Genomic DNA, 17,615 nt, shown 5'->3' with positions numbered 1-17,615 from the left:
GGGGGTGCGCAGCCCCCTCCCTGCCCGCCGGAGGCATCCTACGCCTTGCCGACCGCCTCCAGGATTCCGGCGCAGAGGGTGTCGACGGCGGCCTGTTCGGGCAGGCCGAGGACGGAGGGGGAGTCGAGCTGGCGGTCTTCGAGCCCTTCGAGGGGCGGGGAGGCCAGGACGTTCGTGGGCAGGCCGGGCAGGTTGGGGACGCGCCGGGCGCCGCCGCGCAGGCGGTTGACCACGAGGACCTGGCGAGCGAGGCCGAGGTCCGCGGCCATGCGGCCGACCTCGGCGCCGGTTTCGAGTCCGCGGCGGCTCGGGTCGCTGACCACGACGAGTCCGTCCACGCCGCTGACGGTGCCGCGTCCGAGGTGTTCGACGCCCGCCTCGAGGTCCACGAGCAGCCAGGTGTCGCGGTCGAGCACGAGGTGGGCGAGGAGCGCCTTGAGCAGGGCGTTGGCGGAGCAGGCGCAGCCGCCTCCGGCCCCGGCCACGGAGCCCATGAGCAGCAGGCGGCGGCGTCCGGGCCTGGCGGCGTCACCGGGTGCGGGGGTGACGGGCGGCAGGTCCACGGCGAGGTTCTCGGGCAGGTCGGAGACGTCGGGGTTCAGGTGCATCATGCCTTCGCCGATGCGTTCCCGCACGAGGTCTTCGCGTTCGATGAGCGGGGTGGGGAGGTCGGCGCGTTCCAGGCCGCAGGCACGGCCGAGGGAGAGCGCGGTGTCCGCGTCCACCAGCCAGACGTCGCGGCCCTGCCGGGCGAGGTAGTCGCCCATCCAGGCCGCGAGGGTGGTCTTGCCCACGCCGCCTTTTCCGGCGAATGCGAGTTTCATGGCGTCCTCCTGTATCGGAATCGGCCCGGGACGCGGGCGCGTCCCGGGCCGGGGCTGGTGCGTCAGGCGGACAGGCCGAGGGCGGTGCGCTTGGCCGAGATGCGCGCGTCCATGAGCCCGGCCGCGGCCACGGGGTCGATCTCCACGGCGAAGCTGGCACCCACGACGTCCTCGAGGCCTTCCAGGGCCAGCTTGGTGACCATCTCGCTGCCCAGGATGTTCGGGGGCAGTCCGAGGTGGGTGTAGACGCCGGAGGCCACGGCGTAGAGGCCGATGGCGGCGGCTTTTTCCGAGTACCACTCGGGCGCGCTGGCGGCCACGGGCAGGTCGGAGATGTCCAGTCCGAGGGCGTTGGCGAGCAGGGCGCAGAGGTGGATGATGCGCGAGTTGTCCACGCAGCTGCCGACGTGCAGGACGGGCGGGATGCCGAGGGCGTTGCACACGCCGCGCAGGCCTTCGCCCGCCTGGTCCGCGCCGGCGGGCACGAGGAGCCCGGCCTTGCCCAGGGCCACGGTGGCGCAGCCGGTGGCCACGACGAGGATGTTCTTCTTGATGAGTTCCCTGGCCAGGGTCACGTGGCTGTAGTCGTGCTGCTGCTTGGGGTTGTTGCAGCCGACGATGGCGGCCACGCCGCGGACGGCGCCGGACTTGAGCGCGTCGATGAGCGGGTCCAGGGTGCCACCCAGGGCGGCGAGCACGGCCTCGTTGGAGAAGCCGGTCATGATCTCCACGGGCGTGCCGGGGATGTCCACGCGTCCCGGGTCGCGGCCCGCGAAGGCCTCGATGGCCAGCTCCACGACCTCGCGGGCCTTGGCGCCGGCGTTGTCGAAGTGGAAGTCCACGTGGGTGGCGCCGGGGAAGTGGGCCTTGTCCGAGGTGGTGACGAAGCGGGTGTGGTAGCACGAGGCGATGTGCGGCAGGCTCGGCATGATGCACTGGTAGTCCACGACCATGAGTTCCACGGCGCCGGTGACCAGGGCGAGCTCGGTCATGAGGTGGTTTCCGGCCATGGGCACGCCCTGGCGCATGAGCACCTCGTTGCCGGTGCAGCAAAGCCCCGCCACGTTGATGCCCGCGGCCCCGGCGGCCTTGGCCTTGGCGATCATCTCGGGCGAGCGCGCGGCCGCCAGGATGGTCTCGGAGACGATGGGGCTGTGGCCGTGCAGCAGGATGTTGATCTGGTCCTTTTTCAGAACGCCGAGGTTGACCTGGGAGGCGCGCGGCGTGGGGGTGCCGAAGAGGATGTCCGAGAGCTCGGTGGCGATCATGGAGCCGCCCCAGCCGTCGGAGAGCGCGGTGCGCGCGGCGTGCAGGCAGATGCTCACGGGATCGCTGTCCACGCCCATGTGGGTGCGGTGCATCATCTCCACCACTTCGCGGTCGATGCCGCGCGGGGTGATGCCGAGCTTGTTCCACAGGGCGCGGCGTTTTTCGGGCAGGCGCCTGACGAAGGAGAGCTCCTTGGAGCGCGAGCAGAAGTCCTGGTAGAGAAGCGCGCAGAGCTCTCCGGCCAGGGCCTTGGGCTCCTTGCCCTCGGTGGCGATGCCGAGCTCGCCGGCGAGGCGGGCGAGCTTCTGCTCGTCGCGCACCTCGAAGTCGCGCGTGGTGCCCTCGGCCACGGCGGCGAGGGTCTCGATCACGTCGCGGCCGTGGTCGGAGTGCGAGGCCGATCCGGCGGCGATGAAGCGGCCGAAGTTGCGGGCCACGGTCAGGTCGGCGTCGGCTCCGCAGACGCCGAGCTTGACCTTGCCGCCCTTGGCGACGATCCGGCAGGGGCCCATGACGCACTTCTGGCAGGAGAGCCCCTGCTCGCAGAAGGTGCAGTGCTTCTGCCCGGCCAGACGGTCCCAGACCGTCTCGATGCCCTCGGCCTTGGCCTTGCGCAGCATCTGCCGCGCGTCGTCGCAGATAGTCAGGCTTTCGATGTTCATTTCGATCTCGGTCACGACACACCTCCATCACGCGGGGCCACAGGGACCTCGCCGCTTCCCGCCACGCGGCGCGGCCATATTCCATTCCATGCTTGTCGGGGTATCGCGGGAAGGGAAGCGCGTCTGTCGGCCGGACGACAAAACGGAGGATTTGGGGAGGTTTTTTCGGAAAAAGGCTCAGCGGTGGCCGAGCAGGGCGGGGTCCGGGATGTTGTAGACGCCGCGTTCCTCTTTGTGCAGCAGGCCTTCGGAGGCCATTTCGCCGAGCAGGGAGGAGATGGTCTGGCGGGTGGAGCCGAGGATGGAGGCGAGCTGCTCCACGGTCAGGTCGAGGTGCACGCGCACGCCGTCGGGCGACTTCATGCCGCGCTGCTCGGCCTCGTGGGCCAGGTATTCCTCGAGGCGGCGGCGGGCGGAGAGGAAGGCCAGGCGGATGATCATGGAGTAGGCCTTGCGCAAGAGGTCGCCGAGCACGCGGATCATGGAGTAGGCCAGGGCGGGGTGGTCGGGCAGGGCGCGGCGGAAGGCCTCGGCGTCGGCCGTGAGGATGGTGGAGTCCTTGAAGGCCTGGACGAAGGCGCGGGTGTGGGTGGTGTAGATGTCGCCGGGCTTCAGGATGGAGAGGGTGAGCTCCTTGTCCTCGTGGGCGAAGAAGATGCGCACCTTGCCCGAGGCCACGATGAAGACCATGTTCTCGGCCTCGCCCGGACGGAAGATGATGCGGCGGCGACCATACCTGCGGGAGACGAAAATGGCCCGCAGCGCCTCGAATTCCGGCTGTTCGAGGACGTCGAGGAGGTTCTCCCGGGAGAGATCCATGCGCAGGGCCATGCCCCCTCTTAAATGGCACGGGCGGTTCGCGCAAGCGGACGGGAGACGAAATGTCCCTCGGAAAGGTAGGGTTTGTCCGTATCCTTGCAATTCCCGCTTTACGAGCCCTCCGAGGTCTTGTATGAGCCGAGAGTGTCTTTTCGGGGGGGGCCCCTGCGATTTGTCTTCTCGTTCCTGATCTCCCTTCAAATCCAGCAGGCCCAAGCAGTTCGCGCCGCCTCGTGTGCGGCCTTTCATCAGACCGGACGGGATGTCCCCGGTCTTGCAGCGCGTGATTCTCGCGATCGTTGTCCGGCAAGGGAGCGATTCTTTCCCGCCACGATGCACGCGAGCGAGGCGCATATGGAAGATTTCGGCCCCCGGGCCGGTGTGCTGCTGCGATTATGCTTTTGATGACAGAATGCGAGGGGCTCCGCGGCGCCGACCAGCCCGCGGGGGATCCGCCGAGGCCTTCCCACGGGCGGTTCGGCCGCAAGGGAGCCTTTGAGGTGTATGTCCAAAGACCGGTCCGCTGAAATCTTTCCGAATCCCAGGCCCGACCGCCGCTTCCTGCCCAACGTGCCGAGCAAGGGCGCCAGCCGGAGGGGGGACAACCAGCGGTATTTCGCCGACTTCGACGTCTCCGTCCGCGAGCCCGGCCGGGGCGGACGCGAGCTCGCCGAGGGCCGGGTGGTGGACCTCTCGAACACGGGCATGCTCGTGGACGTGCGGCACGACCTGGCGCCGGGCGACGCCGTGGTGCTCAAGTTCTTCCTCAACGCCGGGACCATGCCCGAGGGCTACGAGTCCCGCGTGACCATCCCGGCCCGCGTGGTGCGCCTGGACCAGGCCGCCGGGCTCGTGGCGTTCCAGTTCGAGGGCGACATCGCCTCCTACATGCGCAAGCGTCGCTGGCGCTACATGGAATCCCTCTCCCTGCTGCTCATCTTCGTCGTGCTCCTGGCCATCGCCTTCATCAAGCAGGAGAGCGTCTTCTACTTCTGGTTCGACGTGCCGGTCTTCCTCTACGGCCTGTGCAGCGTGGTCTTCCTGCTCTCCCGCTTCCTCTTCGCGGCGCTCTACCGGAGCTTCCCCGTGGACCCGGACTACACGCCCACGGTCAGCGTCATCATCCCCTGCTTCAACGAGGAGGAGTGGATCGACAAGACCATCCGCAGCTGCCTGGACCAGCGCTATCCCGAGGACAAGCTCGAGGTGGTGGCCGTGGACGACGGCAGCAGCGACGACTCGCTCGGCGTGCTGCAGAGGCTCAAGGAGCGCATCGCCCCGGAGGTCGGGGACCGCTTCCAGGTGCTGGCCCTGGGCGAGAACCAGGGCAAGCGCCACGCCCTGGCCGCGGGCGCGCGCATCGCCAAGGGCGAGCTGCTCGTCTTCGTGGACAGCGACAGCTTCCTGCGGCCCGACGCGGTGCTGAACGTGGTGCAGCCCCTGAAGAACCCGCGCATCGCCGCGGCCACGGGGCGCTGCGAGGTGGAGAACAAGTGGACCAACTTCCTAACCAAGATGCAGGCGGTCCGCTACTTCATCGGCTTTCGCGTGTTCAAGGCCGCGGAGAGCATCTTCGACGTGGTCACCTGCCTCTCCGGGCCGCTCTCCTGCTACCGCAAGACCGTGGTCATGGAGCATCTGGACGCCTGGATCGGCCAGACCTTCTTCGGCCGCCCGGCGACCTTCGGCGACGACCGCAGCCTGACCAACTTCCTGCTCAAGAAGAGCCACGCCGTGTACCAGCACACGGCCGTGTGCAGCACCATCGTGCCCTCGTCCTACGCCAAGTTCTACAAGCAGCAGATGCGCTGGAAGCGCTCCTGGCTGCGCGAGGGGCTGCGGGCCGCGGGCTTCATGTGGCGCAAGGAGCCGTTCATGGCCCTGTCCTTCTACGCCGGGCTCGTGCTGCCGGTCATCGCGCCCGTGGTCGTGGTCCGGGCCTTCGTCTTCGTGCCCCTGGTCTACCACGTCTTCCCGTACATGTACTGCCTGGGCATCCTGCTCATGGGCATGCTCATGTGCTGCTCCTACCTGCTCATCAAGCGCTCGAGCCTCTGGATCTACGGCGTTCCCTTCTGCCTCTTCTACCTCGTGGTGCTCCTGTGGCAGATGATCCCGGCCACGGTGACCTTCTGGAAGTCCGACTGGGGCACGCGGCCCTCCAAGTTCGACCGTGTGGACGGGGACGGGAGAACGGGGCCGACGGCCGGGCAGGAGCCCTGCGCCGGGAAGGCCTGCGGGCAGGAGAAGGGCTAGGCCTTCATGTTCGGGAACAAGCCCCTGCGCATCGCGCTGCAGATCGCGGCGCTCCTCGCCCTGGCCGTGTTCGTGGGCACGGTGGTCTTCTCCAAGGGAGTGCGGCCCGAGCGGCAGCGCGATCTGTGGAACGGCCGCGACGGCTTCGTGGCCATCTCCTACGGCGGCATCGGCCACAGCCTGGACAGGCGCGACATCGTCACCAAGGAGCGGCTCAAGGCGCAGCTCGAGGCCCTGTCCGCGGCAGGCTACGTGACCGTGACCACGGCGGACGTGGTGGCCTTTCTCGACCACGGCAGGCCGCTGCCGGAGAAGGCGCTCTACCTGATGTTCGAGGGCGGCCGGAAGGACAGCGTGCTCTTCGCCCAGCCCATCCTGGCCGGGCTCGGCGCCGTGGCCACGGTCTTCGTGCCCACGGACCGCCTCTCCGGATGGAACCGTTTCTTCCTGCACCCGGGCGAGCTGAAGGACGTGAGCAAGAGCCCCTACTGGGACGTGGGCACCATGGGCCAGGACGCCCTGACCCTGCTCCCCCGGCCGGACGGCACCCAGGCCTACTACCTGGCGGCCCTGAAGACGAATCCCGACGGCACGGCGGAGAGCCTGGACGAATTCCGGGCCCGCATGCGGGCCGACGACGAGGCCGCGATCAAGGCCGTCAGCGACGCCACGGGCAAGGCCCCGGAGGTCTACATCTTCACCCCGGCCAACACCCTGGACCAGTCCATGGCGCCCGAGCTGCGCGACGTCGTGCAGCAGGAGATCGCCCGCTCCTTCGCCGCGGCCTTCACGCGGGAGGGAGAGTGCTTCAACTCCCGCGACGCCGACGCGCACGACCTGACACGGCTGCAGGTGGATCCCTCCTGGTCGGCCGGGCGCCTGCTGGAGGAGATCGACAGCCGCCTGCCCAAGACCTCTCCGGACAGCTTCCCGCGCCTGGACGAGCCCAGGCTCTGGAACACGGTCATCGGCGGCATGCAGGCCGGGGACGGCGCGGTGGAGCTCACGAGCGCCTCCACCGGCCAGGCCTTCGTGCGCCTGCGCGGCACCGAGACCATGGAGAACGCGGCCTTCGCGGCCACGGTCACGCCCTCTGCCGAGTGCGCCGAGCTCGTCTACCTGCGCTACAAGAACGTGGATTCCTACCTCAGGCTGCTGGTGAGCCCCAACCAGGTGCAGATCCAGGAGAAGAGCGGCGGCAAGCTGAACTACCTCCTGCAGATCCCCCTGCTGCTCGATCCCGGGCAGTCCGTCGGCCTCGCCGGACGGGTCACGGGCAACCGCCTGGTGCTCGCGGTCGGGGGCAAGCCCGTGTCCGCCTATCCCATCCCGCTCTCCGCCTCCACGGACCGGGGCGTCTTCGCCCTCGGCCTCCTGGCCCGCGAGGCGGGCGCCAAGGGGAGCTTCACGAAGCTCGTCGTGCGGCCCGAGCCGCCGCTGTGGAAGGACGTGCACGACGTGGGGCGCCTGGACCTGGACGCGCCCGAGTCCCTTTCCGCCGTCATCCTGCCCGCGGACCACCTCCTGCCCGGCAAGGGGCCGGAGTACGACGCCATGCTCGCGGCCGCGGCCAGGGGCATGGCCACCTACGCGCGCCTCGCCCGGGACGCCACGCCCGAGCGGCTGGCCGCCTTCCTGGGCGGCTTCGACACGCCCTTCGCCCCGGCCGTGGCCCACCTCCTGCGCGGCTTCGTCCTGCCCTACGCCAAGGACGCTGACCCCGCGGCCGTAGAGGCGCTCATCAAGGCCGTGCGCTCCAGGGGATACACCGCGGTGCTCGAGGTTCCGTCCGAGTCCCTGCCGCACTTCGCGGCCGAGAAGGCCGTCCTCTCCCCCGACTGGATCATGATCGGCCGCCCCGAGGACAAGGGCGGCGCAGAGCTCGCGGGCATCGAGAACCGCTACGACAAGACCCGCATGCTCTTCCTGGCCCCCGACAACCCCGACGCCGCCTGCAGCGTCTACGTATCCGCGAGAAGATGATGCGCCGTCTCCTGCCCTGCCTGCTCCTCCTCGGCCTGGTCCTGGCCCTCGCTCCCCGCGCCGTGCGGGTCTTCGCCGACGAAGGGACCGCGGGCAAGGCCGCGGGCAAGGGCTCGGTCATGCCGCTCCTGCGCTCGGCCCTGCGCTCCGAGGCCGAGGACCGGCCCGAGCAGGCCCTGTCCATCGCAAACGAGGCCCTGCGCATGGACCCGGCCTACGCCCCCCTGTGGCTGGTCAAGGGGCGGCTGCTCCTGCGGCTGCAGCAGTACGACCCGGCCCTGCGCGCCATCCTCACCGGCCTGTCCATCGACCCTGCCGACACCGAGTCGCGGCTCGTCCTCTTCCGCATCCTGGTGGCCGCGCCGCCGGAGATTCCGGCCCGCTACGGCCAGAGCCTCAAGGGCTTCCTGGCCCCGCTCGCGCCCGGCGACAGGGCGCGCATGCTGCGCGCCCTGGTGGCCGAGCCGGTCAACCTGCGCCACCTGAAGCTCGCCCTGGACGCCTGCCCCCCCGCCGTCGGCCCCATGGCCGTGCTCGAGGGCAGCCTGCGCACCTTCGCCCTGGGCGATACGGCCGGGGCGGGCAAGGCCCTGCTCGCGGTCGACTTCCCCAAGGGCGGCGAGAGCGAGCTGGCCGGGGACACGGCGGTCCTGCTGGCCCGCCGCCTGGGCGAGGCCGGGAGCTTCGACGAGGCCCTGGCCCTGCTGCACAAGGCCGGGGAGCTCGGCTACGACGCCTCGGCCCTTCGCGTGGCCGAGGGCCGCCTGCTTCTCACCCGCGGCGACCCGGCGGCCGCGCTCGAGGTCCTGCTCACGCAGTGGCGCGACGACCCGCAGATCGGAGCGCGCGTGCAGCTCATCGCCGAGGCGGCGCTCAAGGCCGGGAAGAACGATACGGCCAAGGAGTTCGCGCGGCGCAGCCTCGAGTTCGGGCCGGACGACCCGCTCGTCCAGGGCCGCTACCTCGCGGCCATGGTCCAGATCGGCGACACGGACGCGGCGGAGAATTTCGAGGAGAAGATGCAGGACGCCGAGACCATGGACGGCGTCGACTACGGCAGGTCCCTGGTCGAGTCCCGCGCCGGGCACTACCGGGAGGCCGCCTCATGGCTCGAGAAGGTGCGCGACCCGCTGCCCTTCAGGTCCACCTTCCTGGACTTCGCCCTGGAGCTCATCGCCAAGGCCACGGACCTTGCGCCCGGCGCCAAGGCGGCCATCATCGACAAGCTCGGCGACAGCGCCAAGAACCCCATGGTGCAGCGCGACCTGGGCTGGGACTACTGGAACGCCCGGCAGTGGGACGCGGCCGCAAGAGAGTGGCAGGCGGCCATGGCGGGCGGGCTGCCCGAGATCATGGACACCAGGGACTTCTCCCAGAAGGTGGTCATGCTGCTCTTCGAGCAGGACCGCGCGGACGCGGCCCTGGCCTTCATGCGCCGCTGGATTCCGGACATGACGCCCTTCGGGCTGGCCTGGTCCGCCCTGCGCATGGAGCGCTACGACCTCTCCGTGAAGATCCTGCCCCTCTCCGACCTCGCGGCCCATGCCCCCTACGGCGAGATCGCCCTGATCCTCAGCCGCATCCGCAACGGCGACACCGAGGGGCTCGGGCCCCGGCTCGACGCGCTCTCGGCCGCCCCGGCCGGGGGCCTGCGCGCGCTTCCCTGCCCGGTCTTCGGGCCGCAGGGCGAGGTGACGCAGACGACCATCGAGCCCGCCGAGGCCACGGGGCTCTATGAGAAGATCGCGGACGCGGTGCTCGGGCAGCAGCTCACGGATCTCTATTCCTGCCTCATGCCGCCCGCCTGGCTGCCGGGGCTTTCGCCCGCCGTGGCGGCGGGCTGGCAGACGCGCGCGGGCAAGACCCTGTTCCGCGCGGGGCGCATGGACGACGCGAAGCGCTTCCTCGAATCCGCCGCCCGGCTGAACCCCTCCGACCCCACGGCCACGCTGTATCTCGCGCTCGTCCTGCGCCGCCAGGGCAGGGGCGAGGAGGCGGACAGGCTCATGGCCCAGGCGCTCTCAGGCGTCTCGACCTTCGACCGCGAGTTCGCCCTGGGCGACACGGCCCTCTTCCTCGGCCACGGCGAGGAGGCCCTGGACCACTTCGGCAAGGCCCTGGCCCTTGCGCCCGACGACGCGGACCTGCGCCTGCAGGTGGTCAACCTGCTGCTCGGCATGGACCGCTACGCCGAGGCCCGGCAGACGGCCGCCTGGTTCGAGGCGCGGCTGGCCGCGGGCGACCGCGCGGTGCGCACGGCCACGGCCGAGGTGCGGCTCGCGCTGGGCGATCCGGCGGGCTCGGAGAAGCTCTGGCGCGAGCTCCTGGCCGAGCAGCCTGGCAGCACCGGCTATCTCGCGGGCCTTGGCCGCGCCCTGTTCGCGCAGCGCCGCTACGCGGAGGTCGTGGACCTGCTGCGCGAGCCCTTCGAGCGCACGGGCGCGCCCAACCTGGCGGATTCCCTGCTCGGCTCGGAGCAGGCCCTGGGACGTCCGGCCGACGTGCTGCGCCATGCCGAGCGCGGCCTCGAGATCGCGCCGGACAGCCTGGAACTCCTGCGCTACGCCGCCGAGTCGGCCGAGACCCTGAACGACCTCCCGGCGGAGGAGCGCTACTCGGCCCGCTACACGGCCATCCGGCCCGTCTCCATCCCCATGCAGCTCCTCTACGGCCAGTCCCTGCTGGACCAGAACAAGTTCCCCGAGGCCAGAAAGCACTATACCGGCATCCTCGCGGTCACCCCGGGCAACGTGGACGCCCTGCGCGCCATGGTCACGCTCGGCCAGATGAGCGAGGACGGGAAGACGGCCTACGAGTATGCCAGGCGGCTGCACGAGGCCGAGCCCGACGATCCGCCCGCGCGCCTCAAGTACGGCTCGGCCGTTGCGGGCGAGTCGGAGTTCCGGCAGGCCTACGCGATCATGGAGCCCATGCGCGCCCTGGGCCCGGACTGCGGCGTGCTCACCCTGCTCTATCCTCGCGTCACGGCGGGCGACTCCTCGGGCGTGGTCAGCCTGGCGCAGTTCGCGGCACACCTGAAGCTGCTCTCCGAGCGCCATGCCGTGTTCCTCGACGCCTCGGACTTCACCTCCGGGCCGGACGGCCGCCTCGTCCTGAAGAAGCCGCTGCCCGCGCGCCGTCCCGGGGTCATCCTCCTGGTGGGCGGAGCGGACCGCGAGACCCTTCTGAAGATGGACGGGCTGCTGCGCGAGGCCCACGCCAAGGCCATGCTGGCCGTGGACTCGGCCTCCCTGGGCACGGTCGCCCCCTACGGCATCAACCGCCAGGGGCTGGAGGAGCTGGCCGCCACCGGCCGCTGGACCTTCGCCCTGTCCGACTCCGCCCCGCCCTCCCTGCTCCTGGCCGACGGCCAGCCCGCCCGCTTCTGGGGGCAGCGCGCCATGCTGCGCGACGGCTCCCTGGAGACCACGGCGCAGATGAAGAAGCGCATGGAGGAGCGCATGGCGCTGCTCCGCCGCCAGGCCAAGGGGCTTCCGGTCACGGCCTGGTTCTACCCGGACGGCTACGCCCCGAACCGGCTGCTGCGCGTGGACGGCAAGGAGTGCGAGGCCTTCCGCGAGGTGGTGGGCAAGGCCTTCCCCGTGGCCTTCGGGGCCACGCCGGAGGGCTTCTGGACGCCCATGGCCGATCCCCTGACCTTCCCGGCCAAGAGCGTGCTTCCCTCCCTGGGCGCCACGGCCATGGAGCAGCACCTGGACCGCGTGAATCCCCAGCACCAGGTGGTGCTGGAGCTGGCCAAGGCCTACATGTGGCACGGCCAGCTCTCGCGCGCGGACGACTATTTCAGGGAGGCCAGGGCCCTGCCCGTGGACCCGGGCGAGCTCGACTACAACCAGGGGGCGAACGCCTACTACGAGGACGACGTGCCCACGGCCATCCGGCTGCTGAACGAGGCGGCCCTGGAGAATCCCGATTCGCCCTGGGTGCAGCGCATGCGCAGGCGGGCCGAACTTCGGGCCGAGCCCCTGGCCGAGGCGGGCTACGAATACTGGTGGGACAGCGACAAGCGCGCCTTCCAGCGCGTGAGCGTGGGCGGCGAGGTCAGCCCGCGCGACGACCTGAGGCTCTTCGGCAACACCGGCGCCCTTTCCTGGCGCCACACCCAGGACGGGACGGCGAGCGCCTCCAGCCTGCAGGGCCAGGACGTCAACGTGGGCGCGCGCTGGTTCTTCCGTCCCGGCTACTGGTTCGAGGCCCTGGGCGGGGTGACCATGCCGGACCACGGGCTGTCCTCCTTCCCCACCTTCCAGGCCACGCTGCACGGCCCGTACTCCACGGACTTCCTCAAGCTGAACGGCACCTACGAAGTCCAGGTGGCCCGGGCGCGCATGGACGAGATCGAGGCCATGCTCGACGAGATCCGCGAGGACAGCGTGAGCCTGCGCACGGACAGCCGCCTCCTCGACTTCTGGGACGTCTCGACCAACCTCGTCTATTCGCAGCGCACGGACGGCAACGACACCATCTCCCTGGACGGCCGGATCATGCGGCGCATCACCGAGGTGCCGCTGTTCTCCGTGGGCTACGTCTACCAGCTCGCCAACAGCGACCGGAACCCGCAGCAGTACTGGGCCCCGCAGGACGTGTGGACCAACCTGCTCTACGGCTCGCTCTCCGGGAACGTGAACGACTCGCTGCGGCTGAATGCGGGCGCGGGCTACGGCCCCTCGCACTCGCGCAGCAAGGGCTGGGACATGGTCTGGCGGGCCGACGCCGGAATGGACTACACCGTGAACGACGTCTTCGACGTCAATTTCCGCTACTCCCGGCTGGAGACGCCGGGCTACAGGCTGAACGAGATATGGGGAGCCGTCTCTTACCGTTTCTAGACGTGACGCGCCGCGGCGCGCCCAAGGTCGGCGGCCTGCTGCTGCTCGCTTGCCTCTGCCTGCTGCCCGCGGGCTGCGGCCCCTCGAACGTGCGCTACGAGGCCGCGCCCATCGATTCGCTCGGCGCCTGGAGCGTGGACTGGGACCAGAGGCGGGGGCTCGACGAGATTTCCGCCAACCCCGGCCTCTTCGACCGCATAAGCGTCTTCGCCGCCTACTTCGACGGCGAGGGCAACCTCTTCCTGGCCCCGGAATGGGTCCGCGCCCTGTCCGACCCGGCCGCGCCGCCGCGCTCGCTGGGCGTGCCGCTCTACCTCTGCGTGGTCAACGACCGCGTGGCCAAGGGCGCGGAGAAGCGCAAGGACCCGGCCCTCGTGAACCGCTTCCTGGGGGACCCCGCGGCGCGCGCCGAGCACGTGCGCCAGATCCTGGCCCTGGCCGAGGGCAGGGGCTTCTCCGGCGTGGAGCTCGACTACGAGAACGTGCTCGAGGCCGACTGGCCGCGCTACCTCGCCTTCCTGCCCGAACTGCGCGACGCCCTGGCGGCGAGAGGCCTCTCCCTGTCCGTGGTCCTCGAGCCCAAGCGCCGCTACCTCGGCCACGCGCTGCCGCAAGGCATCGACTACACGGTCATGGGCTACAACCTCTTCGGCTCGCACAGCGGCCCCGGCCCCAAGGCCACGCCCACCTTCCTGGCCTCCCTGGCCGCCTCGCTCCGGGCCATCGGCGGGCTCGACCGCTGCGCCCTGGCCCTGGCCACGGGCGGCTTCGACTGGCGCGAGGGCAAGGCGGTCAAATCGCTCACCGAGTCCGACGCCGAGAGGCTCGCGCGCTCCGTGGGCTGCTCGCCCGGCCGCGATCCCGAGAGCGGCTACCGCACCTGCTCCTACGACGACGCCCAAGGCAGGCGCCACGAGGTCTGGTACGCGGACGGCGCGACCTTCGCCACGCTCTGGGACGCGGCGCGCACGGCGGGCTTCAGAAAGCTCTACGTCTGGCGGCTCGGAGGGAACGAGCCGGACCTGTTCACCATGCTCAAGGGGGGAAAGAAGAAATGATCCATGTCCTGACGTCCGGGCGCGCGCGCGCCGGGCTCTTCCTCGCCGCGGCGCTGTTCCTGCTCCTTTGCGCCGGACCGGCCGCGCCGGGCGCCCTGGCCGCCCAGCCCGCGAAGCCCAAGGCCGCCGTGGCCCTGGTCGTGGACGACTATCCGCACATGGACGTCTGGCTCGGCCTGACCAAGGCCTGTGACGTTTACGGGCTCAAGGCCACCCTGGCCCTGAACACGGCCAGGGTCTCGCCCGAGGACTGGAAGATCCTGGCCGAGCGCGTGGCCAAGGGCCACGAGATCGCCTCGCACACCCGCGACCACGTCCCCCTGGTCGCGGACGACGCCGTCACCGTGCGCTACTGGAGAAACGGCGCCAAGGCCGCCTGGGCCAGCGTGGCCCAGGGCCATCTGCGCTTCTTCGTGGACAATCCGGCCGCGCCCGTGCTCGACCTGGACCTCTCCCAGGACGGCCCCACGCCGGACCTGCGCGCCGTGGTGGACGCCGTCAACCGCACCCCGGGCTTCGCGGCCCAGCTCGTGAACCCGTACTACGCCGCCATCCGCTCCTCCTTCCTGGCCCCGGCCGAGCACACGGACATCTTCTTCAAGGCGGGCTTCGCCCCGCTGTTCGTGGACCCCAGGGAGGTCGTGCGCTACGAGCTCGGCGAGTCCAAGCGCGACATCGAGGCCAACATCCCGGGCTACACCTGTCGCGACGTCATCTACCCCTTCCTGTCCAACAACAGGACCACGCGCACCGTGGCCAGGGAGCTCGGCTACGAGTGCGGCCGCACGGGCGAGCAGGGCAACCTGGTGCTGGCGGGCGGCAAGCCCTACGACGTCTTCCGCATCTGGGCGGACAAGCCCAAGAGCCTCTTCGGCCCGAGCACCTCGGCCCCGGACTTCGCGGCGCGCGTGCACGCCTTCCTGGACAAGCTGAAGAAGGAGCACGCCGCGGGCTGCATCTACTCCCACGGCGCGGAGGAGTATTCCCCGGCGGAGTGGGCCGCCCTGCTCAAGGTCCTGACCACGGACCCCGAGGTGGAGATCACCACCCTGCACGGGCTCTACGAGTTCGTGCGGGCGAGCTGCGCGCTCACGGCGGACGGCACCTACGTGCTGAAGCGCTGACGCGGGGCCCGCGCCTCCGCCTCGTGGGCCGGGATCAATCATTGCCTTGGCCGCGGCGGCCGCTTATGCAGGAGGTCTGAAGCCCGCGCAGACGCGCGGCGAAGGACGGCCATGCCCCGCTTCCTCGACTTCTTCCGCCGCAAGGCGGCAGCCGGACCGCACGACGGCGAGCCGGGCCCCCTGGAGCGCAAGTACGGGCTCTTCAAGAGCCTGCTCGCGGGCAACAACCAGGCCCTGGAGCTGATGACCGACCTCGAGCGCCTGGTCTACGAGGGGCGCTCCTTCGTCCTGGACGACGCCCTGGCCCTGGCCGAGACGCTCATGGGCGCGGTCTACGACATCGTCGAGGACCTGAACGCCCTGGGAGGCGGCCGCTGGCCCGGGCTCTTCGACCGCGCCGAGTCCATCGGCGTGTCCGCCCTGCAGGCGCTCACGCGCCACCGTTCCTTCAGCTCCCCCGATCTCGTGCTGCCCCTCGTGCAGCTCTCCCTGGAACAGCTCGGCGAGGTGGGCGGCAAGGCCGCGAACCTGGGCGAGGTGGGCAACCGCGTGGGGCTTCCCACGCCGCGCGGCTTCGCCGTGACCGCCTCGGCCGCTGCCGCCTTCCTGCGCGCTGGCGGACTCGGGGAGGGCGTCCACCGGCTGCTCGCGGGCGTGGACATCGCGGACACCGAGGCCCTGGAGGCCGCCTGCGCCGAGGCCGGGCGGCGCATCACGGCGGCGCCCCTGCCCGCGGAGCTGTCCGCGGCCCTGGACGCCGCCGGGGCGGACATGGCCCGCACCTTCGGCCCGGACGTGCGCCTCGCCGTGCGCTCCTCGGCCGCCTGCGAGGATTCCGAGGCCTCCTTCGCCGGGCAGCACGCCACGGTGCTCGGCGTGGCGCCGGGCGGGCTCTCCCGCGCCTGGCGCGAGGTCGTGGCCAGCGCCTGGACCCCGCGCGCGGTCTTCTACCGCCGCAGCAAGGGCTACTCCGACCAGGACGTGATGATGAGCGTGCTGGTCCTGACCATGATCGACGCGCGCGCAAGCGGCGTGCTCTACACGGCGGACCCCAACGCCGCGCAGGGCGGCGGCCGGGGCGACACGGAGAGCAGGGCGGACGACGTGCTCGTCTCCGCGGCCTTCGGGCTCGGGCTCGGCGTGGTGGACGGTTCGCAGCCCTCGGATTTCTGGCGCGTGCGCCGGGCCTCGCGCGCCGTCGCGGTCGAGGAGATAGCGCACAAGGACACGGCCCTGCGCCTCGCGTCTGCGGGCGGCTCTAATGACCAGGGCATCGTCGGGCAGGCCGTACCCGACGCGCAGGCCGGGCTCCCGGCGCTTTCGCGCGCGCAGGTGGCCACTCTGGCGGACTATGCCCTGCGCCTGGAGGAGCACTACGGCGCGCCGCTCGACGTGGAGTGGGCCATGGACGGCGACGGCCGCATGTACGTGCTGCAGGCCCGCCCCCTGGCCCGGGCGCAGCGCGCGGTCGAGGCCGAGGCCTGCGCCTACCTGCCCGGCCGGGTGCCGCTGCTCTCGGGCGGGCAGTCCGCGAGCCCGGGCACGGCGGCCGGACCGGCCTACGTGGTGCGCGCCGACCACCACCTGCACGACGTGCCGCCCGGCGCCATCCTCGTGGCCCGGCAGACCTCGCCCGCCTACGTGGCCTTCATGGGCAGGGTGGCGGGCATCGTCACGGACGTGGGCAGCGTGACCGGCCACATGGCCTCGGTGGCGCGAGAGTTCGGCATCCCCACCCTGGTGGGCACCGGACAGGCCACGGCCCTTGTGCGCCACGGCGAGGAGGTCACCCTGGACGCGAGCGGCCGCGTGGTCTACGCGGGCCGGGTGGAGGCCCTGCTTTCCGAGCGCAGGCCCGTGAACCTGATGAAGGGCAGCCCGGTCTACAAGGCCGTGCAGGAGGCGCTCTCCCACATCGCCCCGCTGAACCTCGTGGACCCGGAGCGGGAGGACTTCTCGCCCGACTCCTGCCGCACCCTGCACGACATCATCCGCTTCGCCCACGAGATGGCCATGCGCGAGATGTTCGACATCGCCGAGGAGCTGGCCGAGGGCGACGAGCCGCAGGGCCGGGGCGCGGTGCCGCTCTTCACCGGGCTCCCCATGCGCGTGCTGGTCGTGGACCTGGGCGGGGGGCTGGCCCCGCGCAAGGACAAGCGCCTGGCCCAGGTGGACGAGGTGCTGAGCGTGCCTTTCGCGGCCATGCTCAAGGGCATGCGCCATCCCGACGTGCGCTGGCACGGCACGCCCGGGGTGAACCTGGCGGGCTTCGCCTCCATCGTGGCCGAGTCGGTCTTCCGCGATCCCGTGCAGGAGGGCCGCATGGGCGAGGCCAACTACGCCGTGATCTCGGCGGAATACATGAATTTCAACGGACGGCTCGGCTACCACTTCGCCACCGTGGACGCCTACTGCGGCCCGGCCATCAACGACAACTACGTGACCTTCTCCTTCAAGGGCGGGGCCGCGGACGTGGGGCGGCGCACGCGGCGCGCGGCGCTCATCGGCGCGCTCCTGCTGCGCCTGGGCTTCAAGGTGGCGCAGCGCGGCGACTGGATCAAGGCGGAGATGAAGAAGTACGACGCGGCGCAGCTGTGCGCCAAGCTCGACCAGCTCGGTCGCCTGCTCGGCTCTGTGCGCCTCTTGGACATGGTGCTCGCGGACGACGCGCAGATCGACTGGTACGTGGAGGAGTTCTTCAAGGGCAACTACGCCTTCGAACGACCCCCGCTGGAGAGGACCGGAGGTTGACAGGTCAGCGCAAGTAGGC

The 17,615-nt window shown here is 70.8% G+C and carries 9 protein-coding genes; 6 read left to right on the top strand and 3 right to left on the bottom strand.

The features are described from left to right. Positions 1-38 precede the first annotated feature (38 nt). From DSX2_RS06730 to DSX2_RS06720, 3 genes are all read right to left on the bottom strand, one after another. A complete protein-coding gene (locus DSX2_RS06730) occupies positions 39-824 on the bottom strand; it encodes an AAA family ATPase (RefSeq protein ID WP_020880415.1) in 786 nt (261 codons plus the stop codon). 62 nt (positions 825-886) lie between these two features. Continuing rightward, positions 887-2,770: an anaerobic carbon-monoxide dehydrogenase catalytic subunit gene (cooS, locus tag DSX2_RS06725; RefSeq protein ID WP_020880414.1), complete on the bottom strand. Its 1,884-nt coding sequence runs from the start codon at positions 2,768-2,770 to the stop codon at positions 887-889. Positions 2,771-2,932: 162 nt separating this feature from the next. Then, positions 2,933-3,586, bottom strand: coding sequence for a Crp/Fnr family transcriptional regulator (locus DSX2_RS06720; protein WP_020880413.1), 654 nt, complete (start codon positions 3,584-3,586; stop codon positions 2,933-2,935). A 492-nt stretch (positions 3,587-4,078) separates the two neighbouring features. Here DSX2_RS06720 and DSX2_RS06715 point away from each other — a divergent pair, with 492 nt between their 5' ends. The 6 genes from DSX2_RS06715 (at position 4,079) to DSX2_RS06690 (ending at position 17,596) form a co-directional block, all read left to right on the top strand. Then, entirely contained in the window at positions 4,079-5,830 is a 1,752-nt protein-coding gene (locus tag DSX2_RS06715) for a glycosyltransferase (RefSeq protein ID WP_020880412.1), read from the top strand. A 6-nt stretch (positions 5,831-5,836) separates the two neighbouring features. After that, positions 5,837-7,813, top strand: a complete 1,977-nt coding sequence (locus tag DSX2_RS06710) for a hypothetical protein (RefSeq protein WP_020880411.1) — start codon at positions 5,837-5,839, stop codon at positions 7,811-7,813. Further along, the gene (locus tag DSX2_RS06705) at positions 7,810-12,663 is read left to right on the top strand and encodes a tetratricopeptide repeat protein (RefSeq protein ID WP_020880410.1); all 4,854 of its coding nucleotides are present in this window, start codon (positions 7,810-7,812) and stop codon (positions 12,661-12,663) included. Before DSX2_RS06710 ends, DSX2_RS06705 begins: the two co-directional genes overlap by 4 nt. A gap of 2 nt (positions 12,664-12,665) precedes the next feature. Continuing rightward, positions 12,666-13,721, top strand: a complete 1,056-nt coding sequence (locus DSX2_RS06700; RefSeq protein ID WP_052014712.1) for a hypothetical protein — start codon at positions 12,666-12,668, stop codon at positions 13,719-13,721. Next, positions 13,718-14,845 (top strand): polysaccharide deacetylase family protein, encoded by a 1,128-nt coding sequence (locus tag DSX2_RS06695; RefSeq protein ID WP_020880408.1) that lies wholly within the window; start codon positions 13,718-13,720, stop codon positions 14,843-14,845. Before DSX2_RS06700 ends, DSX2_RS06695 begins: the two co-directional genes overlap by 4 nt. Positions 14,846-14,956: 111 nt before the next feature. Continuing rightward, a complete protein-coding gene (locus DSX2_RS06690; protein ID WP_020880407.1) occupies positions 14,957-17,596 on the top strand; it encodes a PEP/pyruvate-binding domain-containing protein in 2,640 nt (879 codons plus the stop codon). The last annotated feature ends 19 nt before the right edge of the window (positions 17,597-17,615 follow it).

The sequence above is a fragment of the Desulfovibrio sp. X2 genome (assembly GCF_000422205.1).
Lineage (GTDB): Bacteria > Desulfobacterota > Desulfovibrionia > Desulfovibrionales > Desulfovibrionaceae > Alkalidesulfovibrio.
This window is presented reverse-complemented; position numbering and strand designations above follow the sequence as displayed.

Bases quoted from the DNA above. Each gene is read 5' to 3' on its own strand.
- DSX2_RS06730 (WP_020880415.1), bottom strand. From the start codon at position 824: ATGAAACTCGCATTCGCCGGAAAAGGCGGCGTGGGCAAGACCACCCTC.
- DSX2_RS06720 (WP_020880413.1), bottom strand. From the start codon at position 3,586: ATGGCCCTGCGCATGGATCTCTCCCGGGAGAACCTCCTCGACGTCCTC.
- DSX2_RS06715 (WP_020880412.1), top strand. From the start codon at position 4,079: ATGTCCAAAGACCGGTCCGCTGAAATCTTTCCGAATCCCAGGCCCGAC.
- DSX2_RS06710 (WP_020880411.1), top strand. From the start codon at position 5,837: ATGTTCGGGAACAAGCCCCTGCGCATCGCGCTGCAGATCGCGGCGCTC.
- DSX2_RS06705 (WP_020880410.1), top strand. From the start codon at position 7,810: ATGATGCGCCGTCTCCTGCCCTGCCTGCTCCTCCTCGGCCTGGTCCTG.
- DSX2_RS06695 (WP_020880408.1), top strand. From the start codon at position 13,718: ATGATCCATGTCCTGACGTCCGGGCGCGCGCGCGCCGGGCTCTTCCTC.
- DSX2_RS06690 (WP_020880407.1), top strand. From the start codon at position 14,957: ATGCCCCGCTTCCTCGACTTCTTCCGCCGCAAGGCGGCAGCCGGACCG.